This is a genomic window from Amycolatopsis rifamycinica (genome assembly GCF_000695625.1).
Classification (GTDB): Bacteria; Actinomycetota; Actinomycetes; order Mycobacteriales; family Pseudonocardiaceae; genus Amycolatopsis; species Amycolatopsis rifamycinica.
Genome location: NZ_JMQI01000062.1, coordinates 52,331 through 71,069, shown reverse-complemented (window position 1 = coordinate 71,069; position 18,739 = coordinate 52,331). Strand labels below are relative to the sequence as shown.

Sequence of the window (18,739 nt, the reverse complement as noted above, 5' to 3'; positions counted from 1 at the left end):
TGGCTAGAGTGCCGGGCATGCGCATCCTGATCTCGGCGGACATGGAGGGCGCCACCGGCGTCACCTGGACCGACGACGTCGTGCCCGGTTCGCCGCAGTGGGACCGCTTCCGGCGGCTGTTCACCGGGGACGTCAACGCCGTGCTGGCCGGGCTGTTCGAGGCCGGGGCGAGTGACGTGCTGGTCAACGAAGCGCACTCCTCGCAGCGGAACCTGCTGCTGGAGGACCTCGATCCGCGGGCGCGGATGCTGACCGGGCGGCACAAGCCGCTGTCGATGATGCAGGGCGTCGATTCCGGTGTGGACGGTGTGGTGTTCCTCGGCTACCACGCCGGGGCGGGCTTCGACGGGGTGCTGTCCCACACCTACCTGGAGAACCAGATCACCGGGGTGTGGCTGGACGACGTCCCGGCGAGCGAGGGGCGGTTGAACGCGGGCGTGGCCGCGGAGTACGGCGTGCCTGTCCTGCTCGTTTCGGGTGACGACAAAACGTGTGACGACGCCCGTGACTACGCTCCGGAGGCGGAGCTGGTCCAGGTGAAGGAATGCGTGAGCCGGTACGCGGCGATCTGCCTGCCGCCCTCGCGCACGGCGGAGCTGCTGACCGGCGCGGCGGCCGGCGCCATGGCCCGCGCCGGGCGCGAGGAGCGGCGGGTGGGTGGCCACCGGATCGAGGTGGAGTTCGACGCGAGTCACCTGGCGCAGGCGACGGCGGTGATCCCGACGGTGGCGCAGATCGGGACGCGGCGGGTCGGGTTCGACGCGCCGACCATGACCGAGGCGATGAAGTGTTTCAAGGTCGTCACGGCGATCGCGGCGGGGGCGGTGCAGGGCATCTATGGCTGAGCGGGCCGACGTTGTCGAGCTGTGCGCGGACCTGATCCGGTTCGACACGACCAACCGCGGCGGGAACGACGCCGAGCCGGAGCGGCCCGCCGCCGAGTACGTGGCCGCGTTCCTCGACGGCCTGGGCATCCCCTCGCGGATCTTCGAAGCCGCGCCGGGGCGGGCCAGTGTGATCGCGCGGGTCCCGGGCACGGATCCGGCGCTGCCCGCGCTGCTGGTGCAGGGGCACTTGGACGTCGTCCCGGCGGACGCGGCGGACTGGTCGGTGCCGCCGTTCGCCGGCGAGGTGCGCGACGGGTACCTGTGGGGCCGCGGCGCGACCGACATGAAGGACTTCGTGGCGATGGTGCTCGCGGCGCTGGCCGGCGGGGCGCGGCCGCGGCGGGAGCTGGTGCTGGCGTTCGTCGCCGACGAGGAGGACCGCGGGGACTGGGGCGCGCACTGGCTGGTCGCCCGGCACCCGGAGCTGTTCGAAGGGTGTGCCGCGGCGATCAGCGAGTCGGGCGGCTACACCTACCACGTGCCCGCCGCCGACGGCCGTGACGTGCGCCTGTACCCGGTCGGGACGGCCGAGCGCGGGACGGCGCACCTGCGGCTGACCGCCCGCGGCCGGGCCGGGCACGGTTCGCGCCCCAACGACGAGAACGCCGTCACCCGGCTGGTGGGGGCGCTGCACCGGATCGCCGCCCACCGGTGGCCGGTGTCGCTGACCCCGGCCGTGCGGGCGTTCCTGGAGCGGACCGGCGCGGCACTGGGCGTCCCGGTGGATCTGTCCGATGTGGATGCGATGGTGGCGGCTCTCGGCCCGGCGGGCGCACTGGTGCTGCCGACGATCCGCAACAGCACGACCCCGACGATGCTGGCCGCGGGCTACAAGGTGAACGTGATCCCGTCGACGGCGACCGCGCAGGTCGACGTGCGGGTGCTGCCCGGCACCGAGGAGTCGTTGTTCGCGGCGCTGGACGAGCTGCTCGGCGAGGGCGTGACGCGCGAGTTCGTCGCGCACCAGCCGCCGGTGCAGGCGCCGGTGGACTCCCCGTGGTTCGCCGCGATGGCCTCGGCGTTGCGGGCGGAGGACCCCGAGGCGGTCGTGGTGCCGTACTGCCTGGGCGGCGGGACGGACGCGAAGGCGTTCGCGCGGCTGGGGATCGACTGCTACGGGTTCGCGCCGCTGTGGCTGCCGAAGGGGTTTCCGTACCGGGCGATGGCGCACGGGGTGGACGAGCGGGTGCCGGTCGAGGGCCTGCACTTCGGCACCCGTGTCCTGGCCCGGTTCCTGGAGACCTGTTAGAGGGCTCGGTCGAGCAGACCCAGCAGGTTGTCCCAGTGGCGCCGCAGGCCGGCGGGGTCGAAGGCGTCGGCTCGGCCGTCCGCGGTGGGATGGGCAGTGTCGTCGTCGTGGGTATGGAGTCTCCAGTCGTGGTTGATGTGTCGAGGCTGTGATCAACAACGACGGAGGTGGAGCCCGCGCGGCGCTCAGCAGGCCACCGGATCAGGGCACGACGACGAGTTTCCCGGCGGCGCGGTCGTCCTCCATGTACCGGTGGGCGGCGGCGATGTCGGCCAGCGGGAAGACCCGGTCGATGTTCGGGCGGTAGCTGCCGGCCTCGACTTCGCCGACGATCCGCTGCAGCAGCGCCGCGGCGCCTTCGACGGTCTCGCTGTGGAAGGCGGTCAGCTTGGTGCCGGACGGGATCTTCGCGATCGGTTCGAAGTCCGGGACGAGCCAGCCGCTGAGCGAGCCCGCTACGCAGACCGTGCCGCCGCGGCGGACCAGGCGCAGCGAGTCCACCGCGGTGTCCGCGCCGACGAGGTCGAGGACGTGGTCGGGGCCGTCGGGCCAGAGGGCGTGGACCTGTTCCGCCAGTGGCCGGCCGTCGTCGAGCAGGACGTGGTGGGCGCCGGCGTGCTTGACCGCGTCGATCTTGCCGGGCCGGCGGGTCGTGGCGGCGGTCTCGCCGCCGCGGCCGGCGGCGATCGCCGCGGCGGCCAGGCCCACCGACGAGGTGCCGCCGCGGATCAGCAGGCGTCCCGGTTCGGGGCCGAAGGTGTCCAGCGCGCCGTGGGCGGTCAGGTAGGTCTCGGGCAGGGCGGCCAGGGTCTCCCAGGGCAAGGTGGTGGTGACCGGCATCAGGAGCGTGTTGGGCAGCAGCGCGTATTCGGCGTAGCCGCCGTCGAAGGCGCGGCCCATCTCACCCATCACCGCCGCGACGGTCGTTCCCTCGGGGATCCGGGGGTCGGTCGAGGCGGCGACGGTGCCCACGCATTCGATCCCGAGCACCCGCGGGAACCGCACGGCCGGGGAGTGTCCCTGGCGGGTGCGCAGTTCCGACCGGTTGAGGCCGGCGCCCCGCACCCGGACCAGACTCCAGCCCGGCCGGACCGCCGGGATCGGCACCTCGCGGATTTCCAGCACGTCCGGGCCACCGGGCCGGACGCAGACTGCCGCTCGCATCGTCTTCATGCCCCCACTGTCACCAGCGGACGCGGTGACCGGCCACCGGTAGGATGCCAGTTCATGCCCATCGGCCGCCAAGCTGTCCCGACGTCGCGGATCTGGCCGTCCGGCGGGGTGCACCGGTGGCCGCCGGGCGGCACCAGCGCGGCGGACTCCCACCACCGGGGGCACCTGGTCTACGCGGCGCGGGGCGTGCTGTCGGTGCACACCGAGCGGGGGACGTCGATCGTGCCCGCCAACCGGGTCGCCTGGACGCCGGCGGGGATCACCCACCGGCACCGCGCACACGGGCACACCGACATGCGGATCGTGTTCCTGCCGGCTTCGCTGGCCCGGCTCGTGCCCGGTCGTCCCGCCGTGTTCACCGCTTCGGGGCTCGCCCGTGAGGTGCTGCTCGCCCTCACCGGCCCGCGCGAGCACGACCGGGCGGCGAGTGCCCGCCTGCGCCGGGTCCTGGTCGACGAACTGCGCGAAGCACCCGAGCAGCCGCTGCACCTGCCCGAACCCCGTGACGATCGGTTGCGGGCCGTCGCGCGGAGGCTGTACGAGGACCCCGGGGACACCACCTCACTGGCGGAACTCGGGCAGCGGGCCGGAGCCAGTGCGCGCACGCTGAGCCGGTTGTTCCGCGACGAACTGGGCATGACGTTCTACGAGTGGCGCACCCAGGTGCGCATCGGCCACGCACTGGTCCTGCTGGCCGACGGCCACGACACCGCCGCGACCGCCCGTGCGTGCGGCTGGGCGAACCCGAGCCACTTCATCGCGGCGTTCACCGCCGTGGTCGGGACCACGCCCGGCCGCCACCGGGCTAACGGGTGAAGGTGGCCCAGTACCGCGCGCCGTCGTGGATGGTGTCGAGGCTCACCAGCCGGACGCCGTCCTGGGCGACGGATTCGATCTCGGCGCGGCTGAACGGCCACGGCGGGCCCTGCCAGTGCGCCATGTCCATGTTCTCCTCCGCGACCTCGCTCACGATCGCCGTGCCGCCCGGGGCGAGGAACGAGGCCAGGGACTTCACCGCCGCCGCGCGGAAGCCGCGGGGCATGGCCTGGATGTTGATGATCTCGACGACCAGATCGAACGCGTGGCGCCACTCCCCCGGCGGGTGCAGCAGGTCCGCCACGACGTAGTCCACGTCCGACCGCGGGAACCGGTCGCGGGCGGCCGCCACGGCGGTGGGAGCGACGTCGAAGGCCGTCACCGCCCAGCCGTGGGCCGCCAGCAGTTCGGCGTCGTCACCCAGTGCGCTGCCCACGACGAGGGCGCGGCGGCCCTCGCCCGGCCGCACCCAGGCGGCCAGGTCCGCGTTCGGCCTGCCGCGGGTCCACGGGACTTCGGCCTCGCCGCGGGCGGCGGCGGTGTAGAGCCGGTCGAACCACCCGGTGGGGTCGCCCTCGGCGAGGGACGCGCGGGCGAGTACGCGGTCGGCGGGTTCCGGCGTCGTCATGGTCGTGACCCTAGCGACGACGCCGGAACCGCGGGACCGGTTTACGGCGCGACCGGCCCCGGGATGCCGTACAGCCGCTCTCCGGCCCAGTGGACGACGTCCCGGACGGGCGAGGACGGCGGGGCGGGCCGGAAGTTGGCGGCGTCGTCGACGCTGCCGGTGCCGTCGTAGACCGCGCGCTGCGGGTAGGCGAACACCGGCCGGGTGCGGGTGACGGTGCCGTCGGCGTCGCGGCCGGTCGCGGTCACCCGGGTGGGTGCGGTGCCGCGTTCGACCCAGCTGACCAGTTCGCGCAGCGGGTCGAATTCGGTGAGGGTGGTGCCGCCGCCGCAGTGGTAGAGCGACGGGACCATGAACAGCCGCGCCCAGTCCTGCGGACGGCCGTGGGTGAGGCGCTGGTAGTAGTCGAGGGTGCCGGCCGGCGGGATGGCTTCGTCGGCCCAGCCGTGCCAGAGCAGCAGCTTGCCGCCGCGGCGCTGGAACGCCGACAGGTCGAGGCTCATCGCGTCGTAGCGGACGCCGACCGGGGTGAGCCGGTCGAACTCGCCCTTCGTGAAGGCGAAGGTGTCGACGGTCGAGGCGGGCGCGCCGATCGGGTAGCCGAGGTAGCGCAGGTAGTTGTCGGCGAGGTTGCGGGCGAAGGCGCTGCCGCCGGTCTCCGGCGTGGCGATGATCCACCCGGCCCAGGACAGCTCGGACCCGGGCTGCTGGCCGCCGGGGTAGAGCAGGGTGCCGCGGGCGTCGGTGGGCGGTGCGTAGAGCTTGCGGACGACGGCGACCTGGGCCGGGGTCAGGCAGGCGGGGGTGTCGGCGCCGGTGCAGGTCAGCGTCGCCGGGTCGAAGCGGCAGGCGCGCGGGTCGTCGAGCTGGCCGTCGGCCAGGCCGTCGAGGCGGTCGCAGGCGGCGAGGACGGCGTTGTGCAGGGCGGGCAGTTTGGCGGCGGTGAGGACCGGGCTGCCGTCGGCGGCGCTGTTGGCCCGGGCGAGCCACGTCTGGTAGACCCCGAGCCGCGGGCCCCAGTAGTGGGCGGGGGCGCCGGCGTCGATGCCGTCGAAGTCCGCGGGGTAGCGCTGGGCGAGCAGGAGGCCTTCGCGGCCGCCGTCGGAGCAGCCGGTGAAGTAGGACTTGCGCGGCGGGGCGCCGTAGAAGGCCTGGATGAGCGCTTTCGAGGCCCGGGAGACGACGTGGGGCGCGCGGAATTCGAAGTCGTCGCGCGCGGCTTGGTCGTGCGCGCCCCAGCTGCCGTCGTCGACGACGGCGGGGGTCTTCCCGACGTGGCCGTCGTCGGTGGCGGCGACCGCGAAGTCGCCGCCGTGCGGCAGGCAGTCGGCGAAGGCGGGCGGGTTGACCAGGCCGCAGAAGCCGCCGCAGCCGTACTGCAGGTAGCGCCCGGTGTAGGTCGTGGTGGGCAGCCGCAGCTCGAAGCGGACGGCGGGTTCGACGTAGCCCCGCACGCCGCAGTATTCGGGGTCGGTGGCCGTGGCCGCGACCACGGCTGCCGAGGTGACGTGGGTGGGTGCGCCCGGAAGGGCGAATCCGCGGACCAGGTCGGCGCAGGCGGTCACCGGCCGGACGACGGAGTCCGTGGCGGCCGTGGCGGCCGCGGGGGTGAACGTGGTGGTAACGAGCGTCAACGTGGCTATGGCGGTGCAGATCTTCGACAGTCTCATCGGGCCCCCGTTTTCCGCGTTGTCTGATTTTGGCCAGGTTTGGCGAGCGGTCTTGACATCGATGTCACCCGCGCGTTTCCCTTCGTTGGCGCCGCCGGTCCCCGCCTGCGCGGCGCTGCTGAATCCGCCCTCCGAGCTTGGAGCAACGATGCCCCGAAGCGCCAGACCGCCGGTCGCTTTCCTGGTGACCGCCGCCGTGGTCGCCGCCGGCCTGGTCGCCCTCCCCGCGGCCTCGTCCGCCGCCGAAGACGCCCTTCCCCCCGATTTCTCGTCCTCTTTCGAGCCCGGTGACGTCCAGCCGACGTGGACCGACACGGTCGACACCGACGTGGCGGGCAAGCCGCGCGCGTCCGGGATCAACGGCGCCAACGGCACCGCGATCCCCGGCGACATCCGCGGCAAGGTGACCGAAACCAGCGCCACCAGCGAGAACGCCGGCGGCGGCGAGGTCGTCGCCAACCTGGTCGACGGCACCACCGACACCAAGTGGCTGTCGTGGGACCCGACGGCGGCGGCGCAGATCACCCTGTCGGAGCCGACGTCGATCACGCACTACGCGATCTCCTCGGCCAACGACTTCGACAACCGCGACCCCCGGGACTGGACCCTGCAGGGCTCCAACGACGCCTCGACCTGGACCGACCTGGACTCCCAAGCCGATCAGGCGTTCACCGCGCGGTTCCAGCAGAAGGACTACCCGCTGGCCGCGCCGACCCCGGCGTACAAGTACTTCCGGCTCGACATCACCCGCAACAACGGCGGGCCGATCCTGCAGCTGTCGGAGCTGCTGCTGGCCAACGACGAGCCCGCGCCGCCGCCGCTGCCGAACATGCGCAGCTTCACCGACGCCGGCCCGACCAGCGGGTACACGAACAAGAACCGCGTCGGCTTCACCGGGCTCAAGGCGTTCCGCTACTCCGGCAGCCAGACCCAGGCCCACGGCTGGTCCTACAACAAGGTCTTCGACGTCGACATCCCCGTCGTCGCCTCGACCGAGCTGTCCTACAAGGTGCAGCCGCAGTTCATCACCGGTGACCTGAAGTACCAGAGCACCAACGTGGCGATCGACCTGGTCTTCACCGACGGCACCCGGCTGCGCGACCTCGGCGCGACCGACCAGTACGGCTTCCCGCTGACGCCGGAGGGCCAGGGCAAGAGCAAGGTGCTCTACACCAACCAGTGGAACCTGGTGCGCTCGGCGATCGGCACGGTCGCCAAGGGCAAGACGGTCGACCGGATCCTGGTCGGCTTCGACAACCCGGACGGCCCCGGCGCGCTGCAGGGCTGGCTGGACGACGTGAAGGTCTCGGCGACGCCGACCCCGCCGGCCAGCACCCGCCCGACCGACAACGTGCTCACCACGCGCGGCACGATGGCCAACGGCACGTTCTCCCGGGGCAACAACTTCCCGGCCACGGCGGTGCCGCACGGGTTCAACTTCTGGACCCCGGTGACCGACGCGAACGCCGACAACGGCGACGTGCGGTGGATGTACAACTACCACAGCCAGAACAACGAGCAGAACCTGCCGGAGCTGCAGGCGTTCAGCGTCAGCCACGAGCCGAGCCCGTGGATGGGCGACCGCCAGACCTTCCAGGTGATGCCGTCCGCGGCCGCCGGGGTGCCGTCCGCCGACCGCGACGCGCGGGCGCTGGCGTTCAAGCACGACAACGAGACCGCTCGCGCGCACTACTACGGGGTGCGGTTCGAGAACGGGATCAAGACCGAGATCGCCCCGACCGACCACGCGGCGGTGTTCCGGTTCTCCTTCCCGGGCAGCGACTCCAGCCTGATCTTCGACAACTACAAGAACCAGGGCGGGCTGACGCTCGACACCGCGGGCGGCACGCTGTCGGGCTACACCGACGTCAAGAGCGGCCTGTCGGCCGGGGCGGGGCGGATGTTCGTCTACGCCACCTTCGACAAGCCGGTCACCGCGGGCGCGAAGCTCACCGGGCAGGGCCACGACGACGTCGCCGGCTACCTGCGGTTCGCCGCCGGCGCCGACAAGACGGTGACCATGCGGATCGCGACGTCGCTGATCAGCGTGGACCAGGCGAAGAAGAACCTGGCGCAGGAGATCGCGCCGAACGCGACCTTCGACTCCGTCCGGGACGCCGCGCAGCGGATCTGGGACGAGCAGCTGAAGGTGATCGAGGTCGAGGGCGCGTCGAAGGACCAGCTCACGACGCTGTACTCGAACCTGTACCGGCTGTTCCTCTACCCGAACTCCGGGTTCGAGAACACCGGCACGCCGGAGAAGCCGAAGTACCAGTACGCGAGCTTCGTCTCGCCGAAGACCGGCGCGGACACCCCGACGCAGACGGGGGCGAAGATCGTCGACGGCCAGACCTACGTCAACAACGGGTTCTGGGACACCTACCGCACCACCTGGCCGGCGTATTCGCTGCTCACGCCGGACATGGCCGGGAAGATGGTCGACGGGTTCGTGCAGCAGTACCGCGACGGCGGCTGGATCTCGCGGTGGTCATCGCCGGGCTACGCCGACCTGATGACCGGCACCAGCTCCGACGTCGCCTTCGCCGACGCCTACCTCAAGGGCGTCCGCAACTTCGACGTCAAGGCGTCCTACGACGCGGCGCTGAAGAACGCGACGGTGACCCCGCCGAACAACGCCGTCGGCCGCAAGGGCATCGACGAGGGCATCTTCCTCGGCTACTCGCCCAACACGGCCGACCACGGGTTCTCGTGGTCGATCGAGGGCTACGTCAACGACTACGGCATCGCGAACCTGTCGAAGAAGCTTTACGACGAAGCTCCGGCGAGTGACCCGCGCAAGGCGGAGTACCTGGCCAACTACGAGTACTTCACCAGCCGGGCCCAGCAGTACGTGAACCTGTTCGACCCGAGCGTCGGGTTCTTCCAGGGCCGGGACGCGGCGGGCAAGTTCAGCCGCTCGCCGGCCGACTACGACCCGCGGGTGTGGGGCATCGACTACACCGAGACCAACGGCTGGGGCATGGCGTTCTCCGTGCCGCAGGACGGTCAGGGCCTGGCGAACCTCTACGGCGGCAAGGCGGGCCTGGCGAAGAAGCTGGACGCGTTCTTCGCCGACCAGGAGACCGCGAACTTCCCGGGCTCCTACGGCGGGGTGATCCACGAGATGCGGGAGGCCCGCGACGTGCGGATGGGCCAGCTGGGCCACTCCAACCAGGCCTCGCACCACACGCTCTACATGTACGACTACGCGGGCCAGCCGGCCAAGACGCAGGAGAAGGTCCGCGAAGCGCTCTCGCGGCTCTACACCGGCAGCGAGATCGGCCAGGGTTACGCCGGTGACGAGGACAACGGCGAGCAGTCGGCGTGGTGGACCTTCAGCGCGCTGGGCTTCTACCCGCTGCAGATGGGCAGCCCGGACTACGCGATCGGGTCGCCGCTGTTCAAGAAGGCGACGATCCACCTGGCCGGCGACAAGGACCTGGTGATCAACGCGCCGAAGAACAGCGCGAAGAACGTCTACGTCCAGGGTGTGAAGGTCAACGGCAAGGCGTACTCCTCGACGTCGCTGCCGCACGACCTCATCGCCCGCGGCGGCCGGATCGACTTCGACATGGGCCCGAACCCGTCGTCCTGGGGCACCGGCCCGAACGACGCGCCGAAGTCGATCACGACGGGTGACGCCGCTCCGGCGCCGCTGCACGACGAGACCGGGCCCGGCAAGGGCACGCTGTCCACTTCGGACGGCTCGAACGCGGCCGCGCTGGTGGACAACACCTCGCGCACCCAGGCCGCGGTCACCGGCGCCGTGCAGTACCAGCTGAACAACACCGACGAGGCCGTCACGAACTACACGCTGACGTCCCAGACCGGTGCGGGTGACCCGAAGAGCTGGGTGCTGAAGGGGTCCTACGACGGCAAGACGTGGGCGGTGGCCGACCGGCAGGAGAACCAGGCGTTCAGCTGGCGGCAGCAGACCCGTGCGTTCAAGGTGGCGAACCCGGCGCACTACGCCCACTACCGGCTCGAGGTGACCGCGACCAGCACCGGCGCCCCGGCGCAGCTGGCGGAGTTCGAGCTGCTGGGCAAGCCGGACGCGGCGTGCACTCGCACGATCACGGGTGCTTCGCCGGGGCCGCTGTCGGTCACGTCGGGCACGGTGTGCCTGCAGGACGCGACGGTGTCGGGCCCGGTGACGGTCGGTCTTGGTGCATCGCTGATCGTCCGCGGCGGTTCTGTGAAGGGACCGCTGGCGGCGACGGGTGCGGCTCAGGTGGTGCTGAACCGCACGAAGGTGAGCGGTCCGGTGGCGATCACCGGGGCGACCGGTCCGGTGTCGATCGAGCTGACCGACATCGGCGGCCCGGTCGCGCTGACGGCCAACCACGGACCGGTGCTGACGTCCAGCACGGTCGCCGGTCCCCTGGCGTGCGCGGTCAACTCGCCGGCACCGACCGACCACGACCTGCCGAACACGGTTCGTGGGCCGAACGTCGGGCAGTGCGCGAAGATGTAGTTCCGCGGTAGTGCGCTGAAGGCCATCCCGGGTGACCGGGGTGGCCTTCACGCGTTTCCGGGGCGGCCGGGAGTGTCGCGGATGACTCATTCGGGACGTTCGAAGCCGCGGCAGGGTCGGGCCGAGGTGTGGCGCGGTGCCCCCGGCCGGGGGATCCTGGGCCCATGGCGTCCGCTGACGGAGCACCACCGGCACCGCCCCCGGGACACCTGCCGCAGTGGCAGGTCCAAGGCCTGAACCTGCTGGCGATCGGCGCGGGGACCAACGGGCTGTACGACGCGATGCACCCGCTGCTGGTCGCTGCCGTCGTGGCGGTGGCCCTGTTCGTGCACCTGCTGGGCCGGCTCGACCCGGAGCGGGAGATAGCCACCCACCTGCCTCGCGCGCTGCTCCACCTCACGGTGGCCGGGATCGGGCTGGTCGTGGCCACTCCGGCTTCGTGGACCGGCCCGATGGCCGTGGCCTCGGCCGTCTTCGCGGTGTGCGCCGCGCTGGCCGCGCGCGATCGGGCCAGCGCGCTCGCGACCTTGCTGGGCACCAGCGGGTTCGCCCTGGGCGTGGTCGTCGCGGCCGAGTCCGCTCAGATCGGAGATCCGCTGGGCCGGGTCCTGATCACCGGCTGCGCGGTCGGCGTCGCCCTGCTGGGGCTGTCCTGCCTGCTCAACCGGCACCGGCTGGTGGGACCTGGCGGCGTCGGCGTGCACACCCTGATGACGATGCCCATGACGTGGGCTCGGCTCAGCGTGCTGGGCGTGTTCGGGGTGATCGCCGGGTGCACCCTGATCGGTGACCACGTGGTGGTCGCCCTGCTCTGCGTCGTCGGCGGCGCGTCCTGGGTGGGAGCCGCCGTCGTGTTCTCGTTCATGGACCGCCGGGACGCACTCGCCGGAACGCTGTTGACGGTGACAGGCTGGTCGGTGACCGGGCTGGGCTGGGTGGCGTTTTCGAGCCGGGAGTTCGTCGGCGGGCTCGTCTGCATCACGACCGGCGCGACGCTGGTGGTCGCGGGGCTCTGGCTGCTCGACTCCGCGGGGTTCACGAGCTGGCTGCGACGTCAGTTCAAGCCATCGCGGACGACCTGACCCGCGCCCGGGGCGCCGTAGCGGTCGGCGATCATCGTGGCCCGCTCCCGCAGGGCCGTGCGCAGCGACTCCGGCCCCAAAGCCTCCGCATCCGGGCCCAGCTGCCACAGCGCCCACTCCGCGTGCCAGGCGTCCTGGTAGGTCACCTCGAACCGCAGCCAGCCGTCGTCCGCGGGTTCCTCCGCGCGGACCGCCACCGCCGTGCCCAGCAGGTCGTCGCGGCGGGCCGGGCGGACCCGGACCTGCACCGCGAGATGCCCGTCGGCCAGGAACTGCGCGCAGCGTTGCCGCCAGATACGGTCCAGGTCGACTTCGGCCGGCCGCTCGGCCGGTTCGTCGAGCGCCTCGGCGGCCAGGATCCGCGACAGCCGGTACGTCCGGTCCGCGCCCGCCCTCGTCGCCAGCAAATAGCCGCGGTCGCGGACGGTGACCAGGCCGATCGGGTCGACCGTCCGCCACCGCGGTTCCTGGCCCGTGGCCGCGTAGTGGATGCGCAGCCGGCGACCGTGGAGAACCGCGCGGCGGACCTCGAGCATCGTCGGGCGATCCACCTCTTCGACGACACGACGGCGGGAGAGCAGGTCGGTCTCCGGCTCGACGAGGAAGCGGCGGGCCGCGTCGCGCGGGGTGTCCGGCAGGGCGTCGGCCACCTTGCGCATCGCCGAAGCCAGCGCCGGGCCGAGGCCGAAGGCGCGTCCGGTGGTCAGCAAGGCCAGGGCTTCGTCGTGGTTCAGCCCGGTCAGCTCGGTGCGGAACCCGGGCAGCAGCGCGAACCCGCCGTGCCGGCCGCGTTCGGCGTAGACCGGCACACCCGTCGCCGACAGCGCGTCGATGTCGCGCAGCACCGTGCGGGTCGACACCTCCAGCTCACGGGCGAGCGCCTCCGCGGTCAGCCGGCCGCGCCGGCGCAGCAACAGCACCAGGGAGACCAGTCGGTCGGCACGCACGTCGAGACCGTAGCGAATACACGACAGGGGATGTCGTGATTCGCCGGAAAGCTCCCCGGCGCAGCAATCGCAACGAACGGAGCTGAAGTGGCACTGGAACGAACGGCGGTCAACCCGGTGACGTGGTCGCTGGAAATGGGCTTCAACCAGGGGGAGCTCGTCTCGGGGCAGACCCGCACCCTCTACTGCTCGGGGCAGACGTCGACGGACGCCGAGGGCAAGCCCCGGCACGAGGGTGACATGGCCGCCCAGCTCGCCTTGAGCGTGGACAACCTGGAAGCGGTGCTCGCCGAGGCCGGGATGTCCCTGGCGAACCTCGTCCGGCTCGACGTCTACACCACCGACGTCGACGGGCTGTTCCCGCACTACGGCGTGCTGGCGGCCCGGCTGGGCGCCGCCGGGGTGGCCCCGGCCACCACGATGCTGGAGGTGAGCAGGCTGGCGATCCCGGGTCTGCTGGTCGAGCTCGAAGGCACCGCCGTCGCCTAGCACCGACGCTGCTGCCCGCCCCGGCGCGGGCAGCAGCGTTCAACACGCTGCGCCGTTCGGCGGCGGTTACGGTGGGCGCATGTCCGACGCCGTGTTCTTCTCGTCCTTCGAAACCGGTGACCCGCAGCCGGCGGACCCCGGCCTGCACGTCAGCGGCGGCCCGGACCGCTCCCCCACGGCCAAGACCGGCGCCGGCTTCACCGGCACGCGTGCCCTGCGCTACACCGCCCGGCCCCGCGCCGTCCTGTTCGAACTCGACGCACCCGTCACCGGGCGCACCGAGCTGTCCTATGTGGTCTTCCCGGTGGCCGACGGCGACATCCCCGCCTACCACGCCACCCGCGTCAGCCTCGACGTCGAGTTCGCCGACGGGACCTCCGCCGGGTTCGACCCGGTGGACGACAAGACCCTGTGGGTCGACCAGTGGAACCTCGTGCGCCGCCCGCTGGGGGCGTTCGCCGGGCGCCGGATCAGCCGGATCGTGCTGCGGACCGCGTCCCCGGACGAGGACGTCACCGGCTGGCTCGACGACGTGCGGATCGCCGAACGCCCCCAGCTGCCCCGCGATCCCGTCGACTGGGTCCGCACCACCCGCGGCACCCACTCCAGCGGCGAGTTCTCCCGCGGCAACAACTTCCCGGCGACGGCGGTGCCGCACGGGTTCAACTTCTGGACCCCGGTCACCGACGCCGGAGTCACCAACTGGCTCTACTCCTACCACCGGCACAACGACGAGCGGAACCGGCCCGCGCTGCAGGCGTTCGCGCTGTCGCACCAGCCGAGCCCGTGGATGGGCGACCGGCACACCTTCCACGTCATGCCCGGCACCGGCCCGGTCGAGCCCGACCGCCGCAACCGCGCCCTGGCCTTCTCCCACGACGACGAAACCGACTCGCCGCACCACTACCGCGTCCGGTTCGCCAACGGGATGACCGCCGAGCTCGCGCCGGCCTCGCACGCGGCGATCATGCGGTTCACCTTCCCCGACAAGCACGGCTGGCTGCTGTTCGACAACGTCGGCAACCGCGGCGGGCTGCGCCTGAACCCCGACACCGGCGTCGTCACCGGGCACACCTGGGTGCGCAGCCGCCTGTCGGCCGGGGCCCGCCGGATGTTCGTCTACGCCGTGACCGACGCCCCGGCCACCACCGGCGCCAAGGTGCGCCGCCGGCCCTGGCGGCGGGTGGCGGGGTACTTCGAGTTCGACGGCCCCGAAGTCACGCTGCGGATCGCGACGTCACTGATCAGCCTCGCCCAGGCCCAGCGCAACCTGGAGCTGGAAATCCCGGCCGGCACGACGTTCGAGCAGATCCGCGACGAGGCCCGGCGGCTGTGGCAGGCCGAACTCGGCCGCGTCGAGGTCGAAGGCGCCACCGACGACCAGCGGACCACGCTGTACTCCAACCTCTACCGGCTGTTCCTCTACCCGAACGTCGCCCACGAGAACACGCCGAAGGGAATCCGCCACGCCAGCCCGGTCGTGCGCCGGTGGTGGCCGAGCACCCGCAAGCGCACCGGCGCGAAGGTCGTCGACGGCGAGCTGTACGTCAACAACGGCTTCTGGGACACCTACCGCACCACCTGGCCCGCCTACGCGCTGCTCACCCCCCAGCGCTGCGGCCGGATGATCGACGGCTTCGTCCAGCAGTACCGCGAAGGCGGCTGGATCTCCCGCTGGTCCTCACCCGGCTACGCGGACCTGATGACCGGCACCAGCTCCGACGTCGCCTTCGCCGACGCCTACCTCAAGGGCGTCCGCGACTTCGACGTCGAAGCCGCCTACGACGCCGGGCTGAAGAACGCCACCGTCACCCCGCCGTGCCGCGCGGTCGGCCGCAAAGGCCTCGAAGAGTCGATCTTCCTCCACTTCACCCCGGTCTCGGTCCACGAAGGACTGTCCTGGGCACTGGAAGGGTGCATCAACGACTTCGGCCTGGCCAACCTTTCCGAGGCGCTGTCCCGGGAGAGCGACGGCCCGCGGGCCCGGATGTACGCCGACTACGCCGCCTACTTCCACGAGCGCGCGAAGCACTACGTCCACCACTTCGACCCGGCGATCGGCTTCTTCCAGGGCCGCCACCGCGACGGGCGCCGCAAGTTCGCCCCGGAGGGCTACGACCCGGCCGCGTGGGGCGGCGACTTCGTCGAGACCAACGCCTGGAACACCGCCTTCACCGCCCCGCACGACGGCCCGGGCCTCGCCGCCCTCCACGGCGGCACCGCGGGCCTCGAAGCCAAACTGGACACGTTCTTCGCCACCCCGGAGACCGGCCGCCGCCCCGGCGCCTACGGCGGCCTGATCCACGAGATGACCGAGGCCCGCGACGTCCGGATGGGCCAGTACGGCCACTCCAACCAGCCGTCCCACCACATCCCCTACGTCTACCACCACGCCGGCGCGCCCGCGAAGACCCAAGCCGTCGTGCGGGAAGTGCTGCGGCGGCTCTACCTGGGCAGCGAGATCGGCCAGGGCTACCCCGGCGACGAGGACAACGGCGAAATGTCCGCCTGGTACGTCTTCAGCGCGCTCGGCTTCTACCCGCTGGCCGTCGGCAGCCCGCGCTACGCCATCGGCTCGCCACTGTTCGAGAAGGCGACCGTCCACCTGGGCGGGGGCCGCAAGCTCGTCGTCCACGCGCCCGGCAACACCGAGGAGACCGTCTACGTCCGCGGGCTCACGGTGAACGGCGAACCGCACGACGCCACGTCGATCGCCCACGCCACCCTCGCCGCCGGCGCCGAGCTGGTCTTCGACCTGACGACCGAACCGGCGGACTGGGGCGCCCCGCCACCGCCCGCCGAGCACCCGGCCCCCGTCACCGACCTGACCGGCACCGCGACCAGCTCCGACGGCACCCGCGTCGGCGCCCTGTTCGACGACACCACCCGCACCCAGGTCACCTTCCGCGGCGCCACCCCGGCGATCGAGTTCACCGTCACCGGCGAACCCCGCGAAGTCACCATGTACACGCTGACCTCCGGCGCCCGCCGCGGCGACCCGAGCGCGTGGGTCCTGGAAGGCTCCGACGACGGCGAACACTGGACCACCCTCGACGAACGCGACGGCGAACTGTTCCGCTGGCGCCACCAGACCCGCCCGTTCGTCCTGGCCACCCCGGCCGCGCACGCCCGCTACCGGCTGCGGATCACCGCCACCCACGGCCGCCGCGCCACCCTCGCCCAGTGGGAGCTCCTCGCCCGATGAACCACCTCCGCACCGCCGCTCTCGACCGGCTCGTGGCGGCCGACCCCGGCCTGGTCCGGCTGCGCCTGGCCGGCTCCGCCGTGCTCGGCATCGTCCTCGCCGTGGCCGCGCTGCTGCCCGCGCACGTCCCCCTGACCGTCACCCTCGTCGGCGCCATCGCCGCGATGATGACGGCGTTCACCGTCAACGACCCCACCCCGGGCGGCCAGGCCGTCACGCTGGTACTGGCCTTCCTCACCGGCGCTACGTCGATCACCGTCGCCAGCCTCGGCTCGGCGCTGCCGCCGATGGACAGCATCGTGTTCGTCCTGCTGATCTTCGTCGCCGTCTACGCCCAGCGCTTCGGCCCGCGCGGCACCGCGCTCGGCTCGATCGCCTTCTTCCTGTTCTTCTTCCCGATGTTCCTGCAGGCCCACGTCAAGCAGGTCCCGCAGCTGCTGATGGCGCTCGGCGTCGGCGTCCTCGCCAACGCCGTCGTCCGGTTCGTCCTGATGCGGCACCACGCCGAGGCCGAGTTCCTGCGCGTGCGCCGGGCCTTCCGGGCCCGCCTCGGCGCCGTCGTCCGCGCCACCGAGGCCTACCTCGCGGTCAACGGCAGCGAACGCACCCGCAAGCAGCTGCGTTCAGCGCTGTCCCGGCTGCACGAATGCGTGCTGCTCATCGAAGACGCCGCCCCCGACGTCGTCGACGCCCGCGCCGCCGACCGGCTGCGCCGCCGCGCCATCGAAGTCGAGCTCGCCGTCGGCTGGCTCGCCATCACGGTCCAGCGCACCTGCTCCGACGAGCTCACCGCCGAGGTCCGCGACGACCTCATCGCCCGGCTCGCCCGCTTCCGCGCCCTGATGGAACGCGACCCGCGGGAACTGCCCCTGATCAGCGAAACCGGCGAATACAGCCGGATGCTCGTCGAAGGCAGCCGGATCGACGAACACGCCGCCCCCGGCGACGGCGTCCGCAAAGCACTGGCCGAACTGGCCCTGGCCGACGACCGCGCCCAGCGCGCCGCCGCCCCGGCGGCCACCCCGGACCCGCTCGACAGCGACACCGACGACGAGCCGGCGCCGAAGTTCGCCTACGACAACCGCACCCGCAGCGCCATCCAGGCCGTCGTCGGCGGGGGGCTCGCCGTGCTCGGCGGCGAACTCGTCTCCCACCAGCGCTGGTACTGGGCCGTGCTCACCGTCTTCGTCGTGTTCATCGGCGCCTCCAGCGCCGGCGCCACCTTCGTCAAGGGCGTCCGCCGCCTCGGCGGCACCCTGATCGGCATCGTCGGCGGCGTCCTGCTCGCCCTGGGAGTCGGCGGCAACACCCCGGCCACCCTCGGCCTCATCCTCGTGTGCGTGTTCGGGATGGTCTACACCGCACGCGTCTCCCAGGTCGCGATGGCCTTCTTCGTCACGAGCATGCTCGGCCTGCTCTACAGCCTGCTCGGCACGTTCAGCCTCGAAGTGCTCTGGATCCGCGTCGCCGAGACCGCGGTCGGCGCCGCCGCCGGCATCCTCGCCGCGGTCGTCATCGTCCCGGTCCGCACCCGCTCGGTCATGCTCGACGACATCGCCGCGGTGCTCGACGACCTCGAAGAGTTCCTCGAGCACACCCGCGGCCTGCTCGCCGGCGAGGAGAACGTCAACATCATCGAACTCTCCCGCGACCTCGACCGCGGCGTCGAACAGGTCCGCACCACCATCGAACCGCTGACCCACCCGGTCAACCTCCGCAGCGCCCGCCGCGACTACGGCTGGCACGTGCTCACCACCCTGGAAACCATCGCCTTCCGCGCCCGCCACGTCGCCGCCCGCGCCCAGCCCGGCCAGCTCACCGGCACCGACGCCGACCGGCTCCGGCAGTTCACCGGACGGCTGCTGACCAACATCGACGTCCTCCGCACCGCACTCGACGCCCTCGACGCCCCGGGTGGCCCCACACCCGGCACGCTCGTGCGCGACGACGGCACCCCCGTCTCCGACCGCGTCGAAGCGGCCGAAACCCGGGCCGTCCTCTCCAGCCTCAGCCACCTCGACGAGGCCCTCGTCGCCCTCGGCCGCGTCTTCGGCGTCGAAGCCACCGATCCCCGGGTCCCGGCGAACCCCTGACCGGGTCCGGGGCGGCGCGGCTGTCG

Annotated in this window: 12 protein-coding genes; 8 read left to right on the top strand and 4 right to left on the bottom strand. The window is 72.2% G+C overall.

The window, feature by feature from the left end; translation table 11 throughout:
• The first annotated feature begins 17 nt into the window (after window positions 1-17).
• Window positions 18-845: a M55 family metallopeptidase gene (locus DV20_RS28425; protein ID WP_043785690.1), complete on the top strand. Its 828-nt coding sequence runs from the start codon at window positions 18-20 to the stop codon at window positions 843-845.
• Window positions 838-2,136 carry a M20/M25/M40 family metallo-hydrolase gene (locus tag DV20_RS28420; RefSeq protein ID WP_043785688.1) on the top strand — a complete coding sequence of 433 codons (1,299 nt, stop codon included), beginning with the start codon at window positions 838-840 and terminating at the stop codon, window positions 2,134-2,136. Before DV20_RS28425 ends, DV20_RS28420 begins: the two co-directional genes overlap by 8 nt.
• Before the next feature lie 201 nt (window positions 2,137-2,337).
• Here DV20_RS28420 and DV20_RS28415 read toward each other — a convergent pair whose 3' ends face one another.
• Window positions 2,338-3,309, bottom strand: a complete 972-nt coding sequence (locus DV20_RS28415) for a zinc-binding dehydrogenase (RefSeq protein WP_043785686.1) — start codon at window positions 3,307-3,309, stop codon at window positions 2,338-2,340.
• Window positions 3,310-3,363: 54 nt separating this feature from the next.
• Between DV20_RS28415 and DV20_RS28410 the strand changes: the two genes are divergently transcribed.
• Complete coding sequence (locus DV20_RS28410; RefSeq protein ID WP_235190996.1) at window positions 3,364-4,125, top strand: helix-turn-helix domain-containing protein; 762 nt, start codon at window positions 3,364-3,366, stop codon at window positions 4,123-4,125.
• On the opposite strand, the gene DV20_RS28405 is transcribed toward DV20_RS28410, so the two are convergent.
• Both DV20_RS28405 and DV20_RS28400 read right to left on the bottom strand, forming a co-directional pair.
• The gene (locus DV20_RS28405) at window positions 4,115-4,753 is read right to left on the bottom strand and encodes a class I SAM-dependent methyltransferase (protein WP_043785684.1); all 639 of its coding nucleotides are present in this window, start codon (window positions 4,751-4,753) and stop codon (window positions 4,115-4,117) included. The genes DV20_RS28410 and DV20_RS28405 overlap by 11 nt on opposite strands.
• A 41-nt stretch (window positions 4,754-4,794) precedes the next feature.
• On the bottom strand, window positions 4,795-6,423 hold the full coding sequence (locus DV20_RS28400; protein ID WP_043785682.1) for a tannase/feruloyl esterase family alpha/beta hydrolase: 1,629 nt from the start codon (window positions 6,421-6,423) through the stop codon (window positions 4,795-4,797).
• Window positions 6,424-6,571: 148 nt separating this feature from the next.
• Between DV20_RS28400 and DV20_RS28395 the strand changes: the two genes are divergently transcribed.
• Together DV20_RS28395 and DV20_RS28390 are read left to right on the top strand one after the other, a co-directional pair.
• The gene (locus tag DV20_RS28395) at window positions 6,572-10,897 is read left to right on the top strand and encodes a GH92 family glycosyl hydrolase (RefSeq protein ID WP_043785680.1); all 4,326 of its coding nucleotides are present in this window, start codon (window positions 6,572-6,574) and stop codon (window positions 10,895-10,897) included.
• Between the two features lie 164 nt (window positions 10,898-11,061).
• Window positions 11,062-11,979 (top strand): hypothetical protein, encoded by a 918-nt coding sequence (locus DV20_RS28390; RefSeq protein WP_043785678.1) that lies wholly within the window; start codon window positions 11,062-11,064, stop codon window positions 11,977-11,979.
• Here the strand turns inward: DV20_RS28390 and DV20_RS28385 are convergent.
• The gene (locus DV20_RS28385) at window positions 11,952-12,926 is read right to left on the bottom strand and encodes a helix-turn-helix transcriptional regulator (RefSeq protein WP_051736162.1); all 975 of its coding nucleotides are present in this window, start codon (window positions 12,924-12,926) and stop codon (window positions 11,952-11,954) included. The genes DV20_RS28390 and DV20_RS28385 overlap by 28 nt on opposite strands.
• Before the next feature lie 93 nt (window positions 12,927-13,019).
• Between DV20_RS28385 and DV20_RS28380 the strand changes: the two genes are divergently transcribed.
• The 3 genes from DV20_RS28380 to DV20_RS28370 all read left to right on the top strand — a co-directional run bounded on the left by DV20_RS28380 (window position 13,020) and on the right by DV20_RS28370 (window position 18,713).
• Window positions 13,020-13,415: a RidA family protein gene (locus tag DV20_RS28380; protein WP_043786070.1), complete on the top strand. Its 396-nt coding sequence runs from the start codon at window positions 13,020-13,022 to the stop codon at window positions 13,413-13,415.
• Window positions 13,416-13,494: 79 nt separating this feature from the next.
• Window positions 13,495-16,620, top strand: a complete 3,126-nt coding sequence (locus DV20_RS28375) for a GH92 family glycosyl hydrolase (protein ID WP_043785676.1) — start codon at window positions 13,495-13,497, stop codon at window positions 16,618-16,620.
• Window positions 16,617-18,713 carry an FUSC family protein gene (locus tag DV20_RS28370; protein WP_043785674.1) on the top strand — a complete coding sequence of 699 codons (2,097 nt, stop codon included), beginning with the start codon at window positions 16,617-16,619 and terminating at the stop codon, window positions 18,711-18,713. Before DV20_RS28375 ends, DV20_RS28370 begins: the two co-directional genes overlap by 4 nt.
• Window positions 18,714-18,739 lie beyond the last annotated feature (26 nt).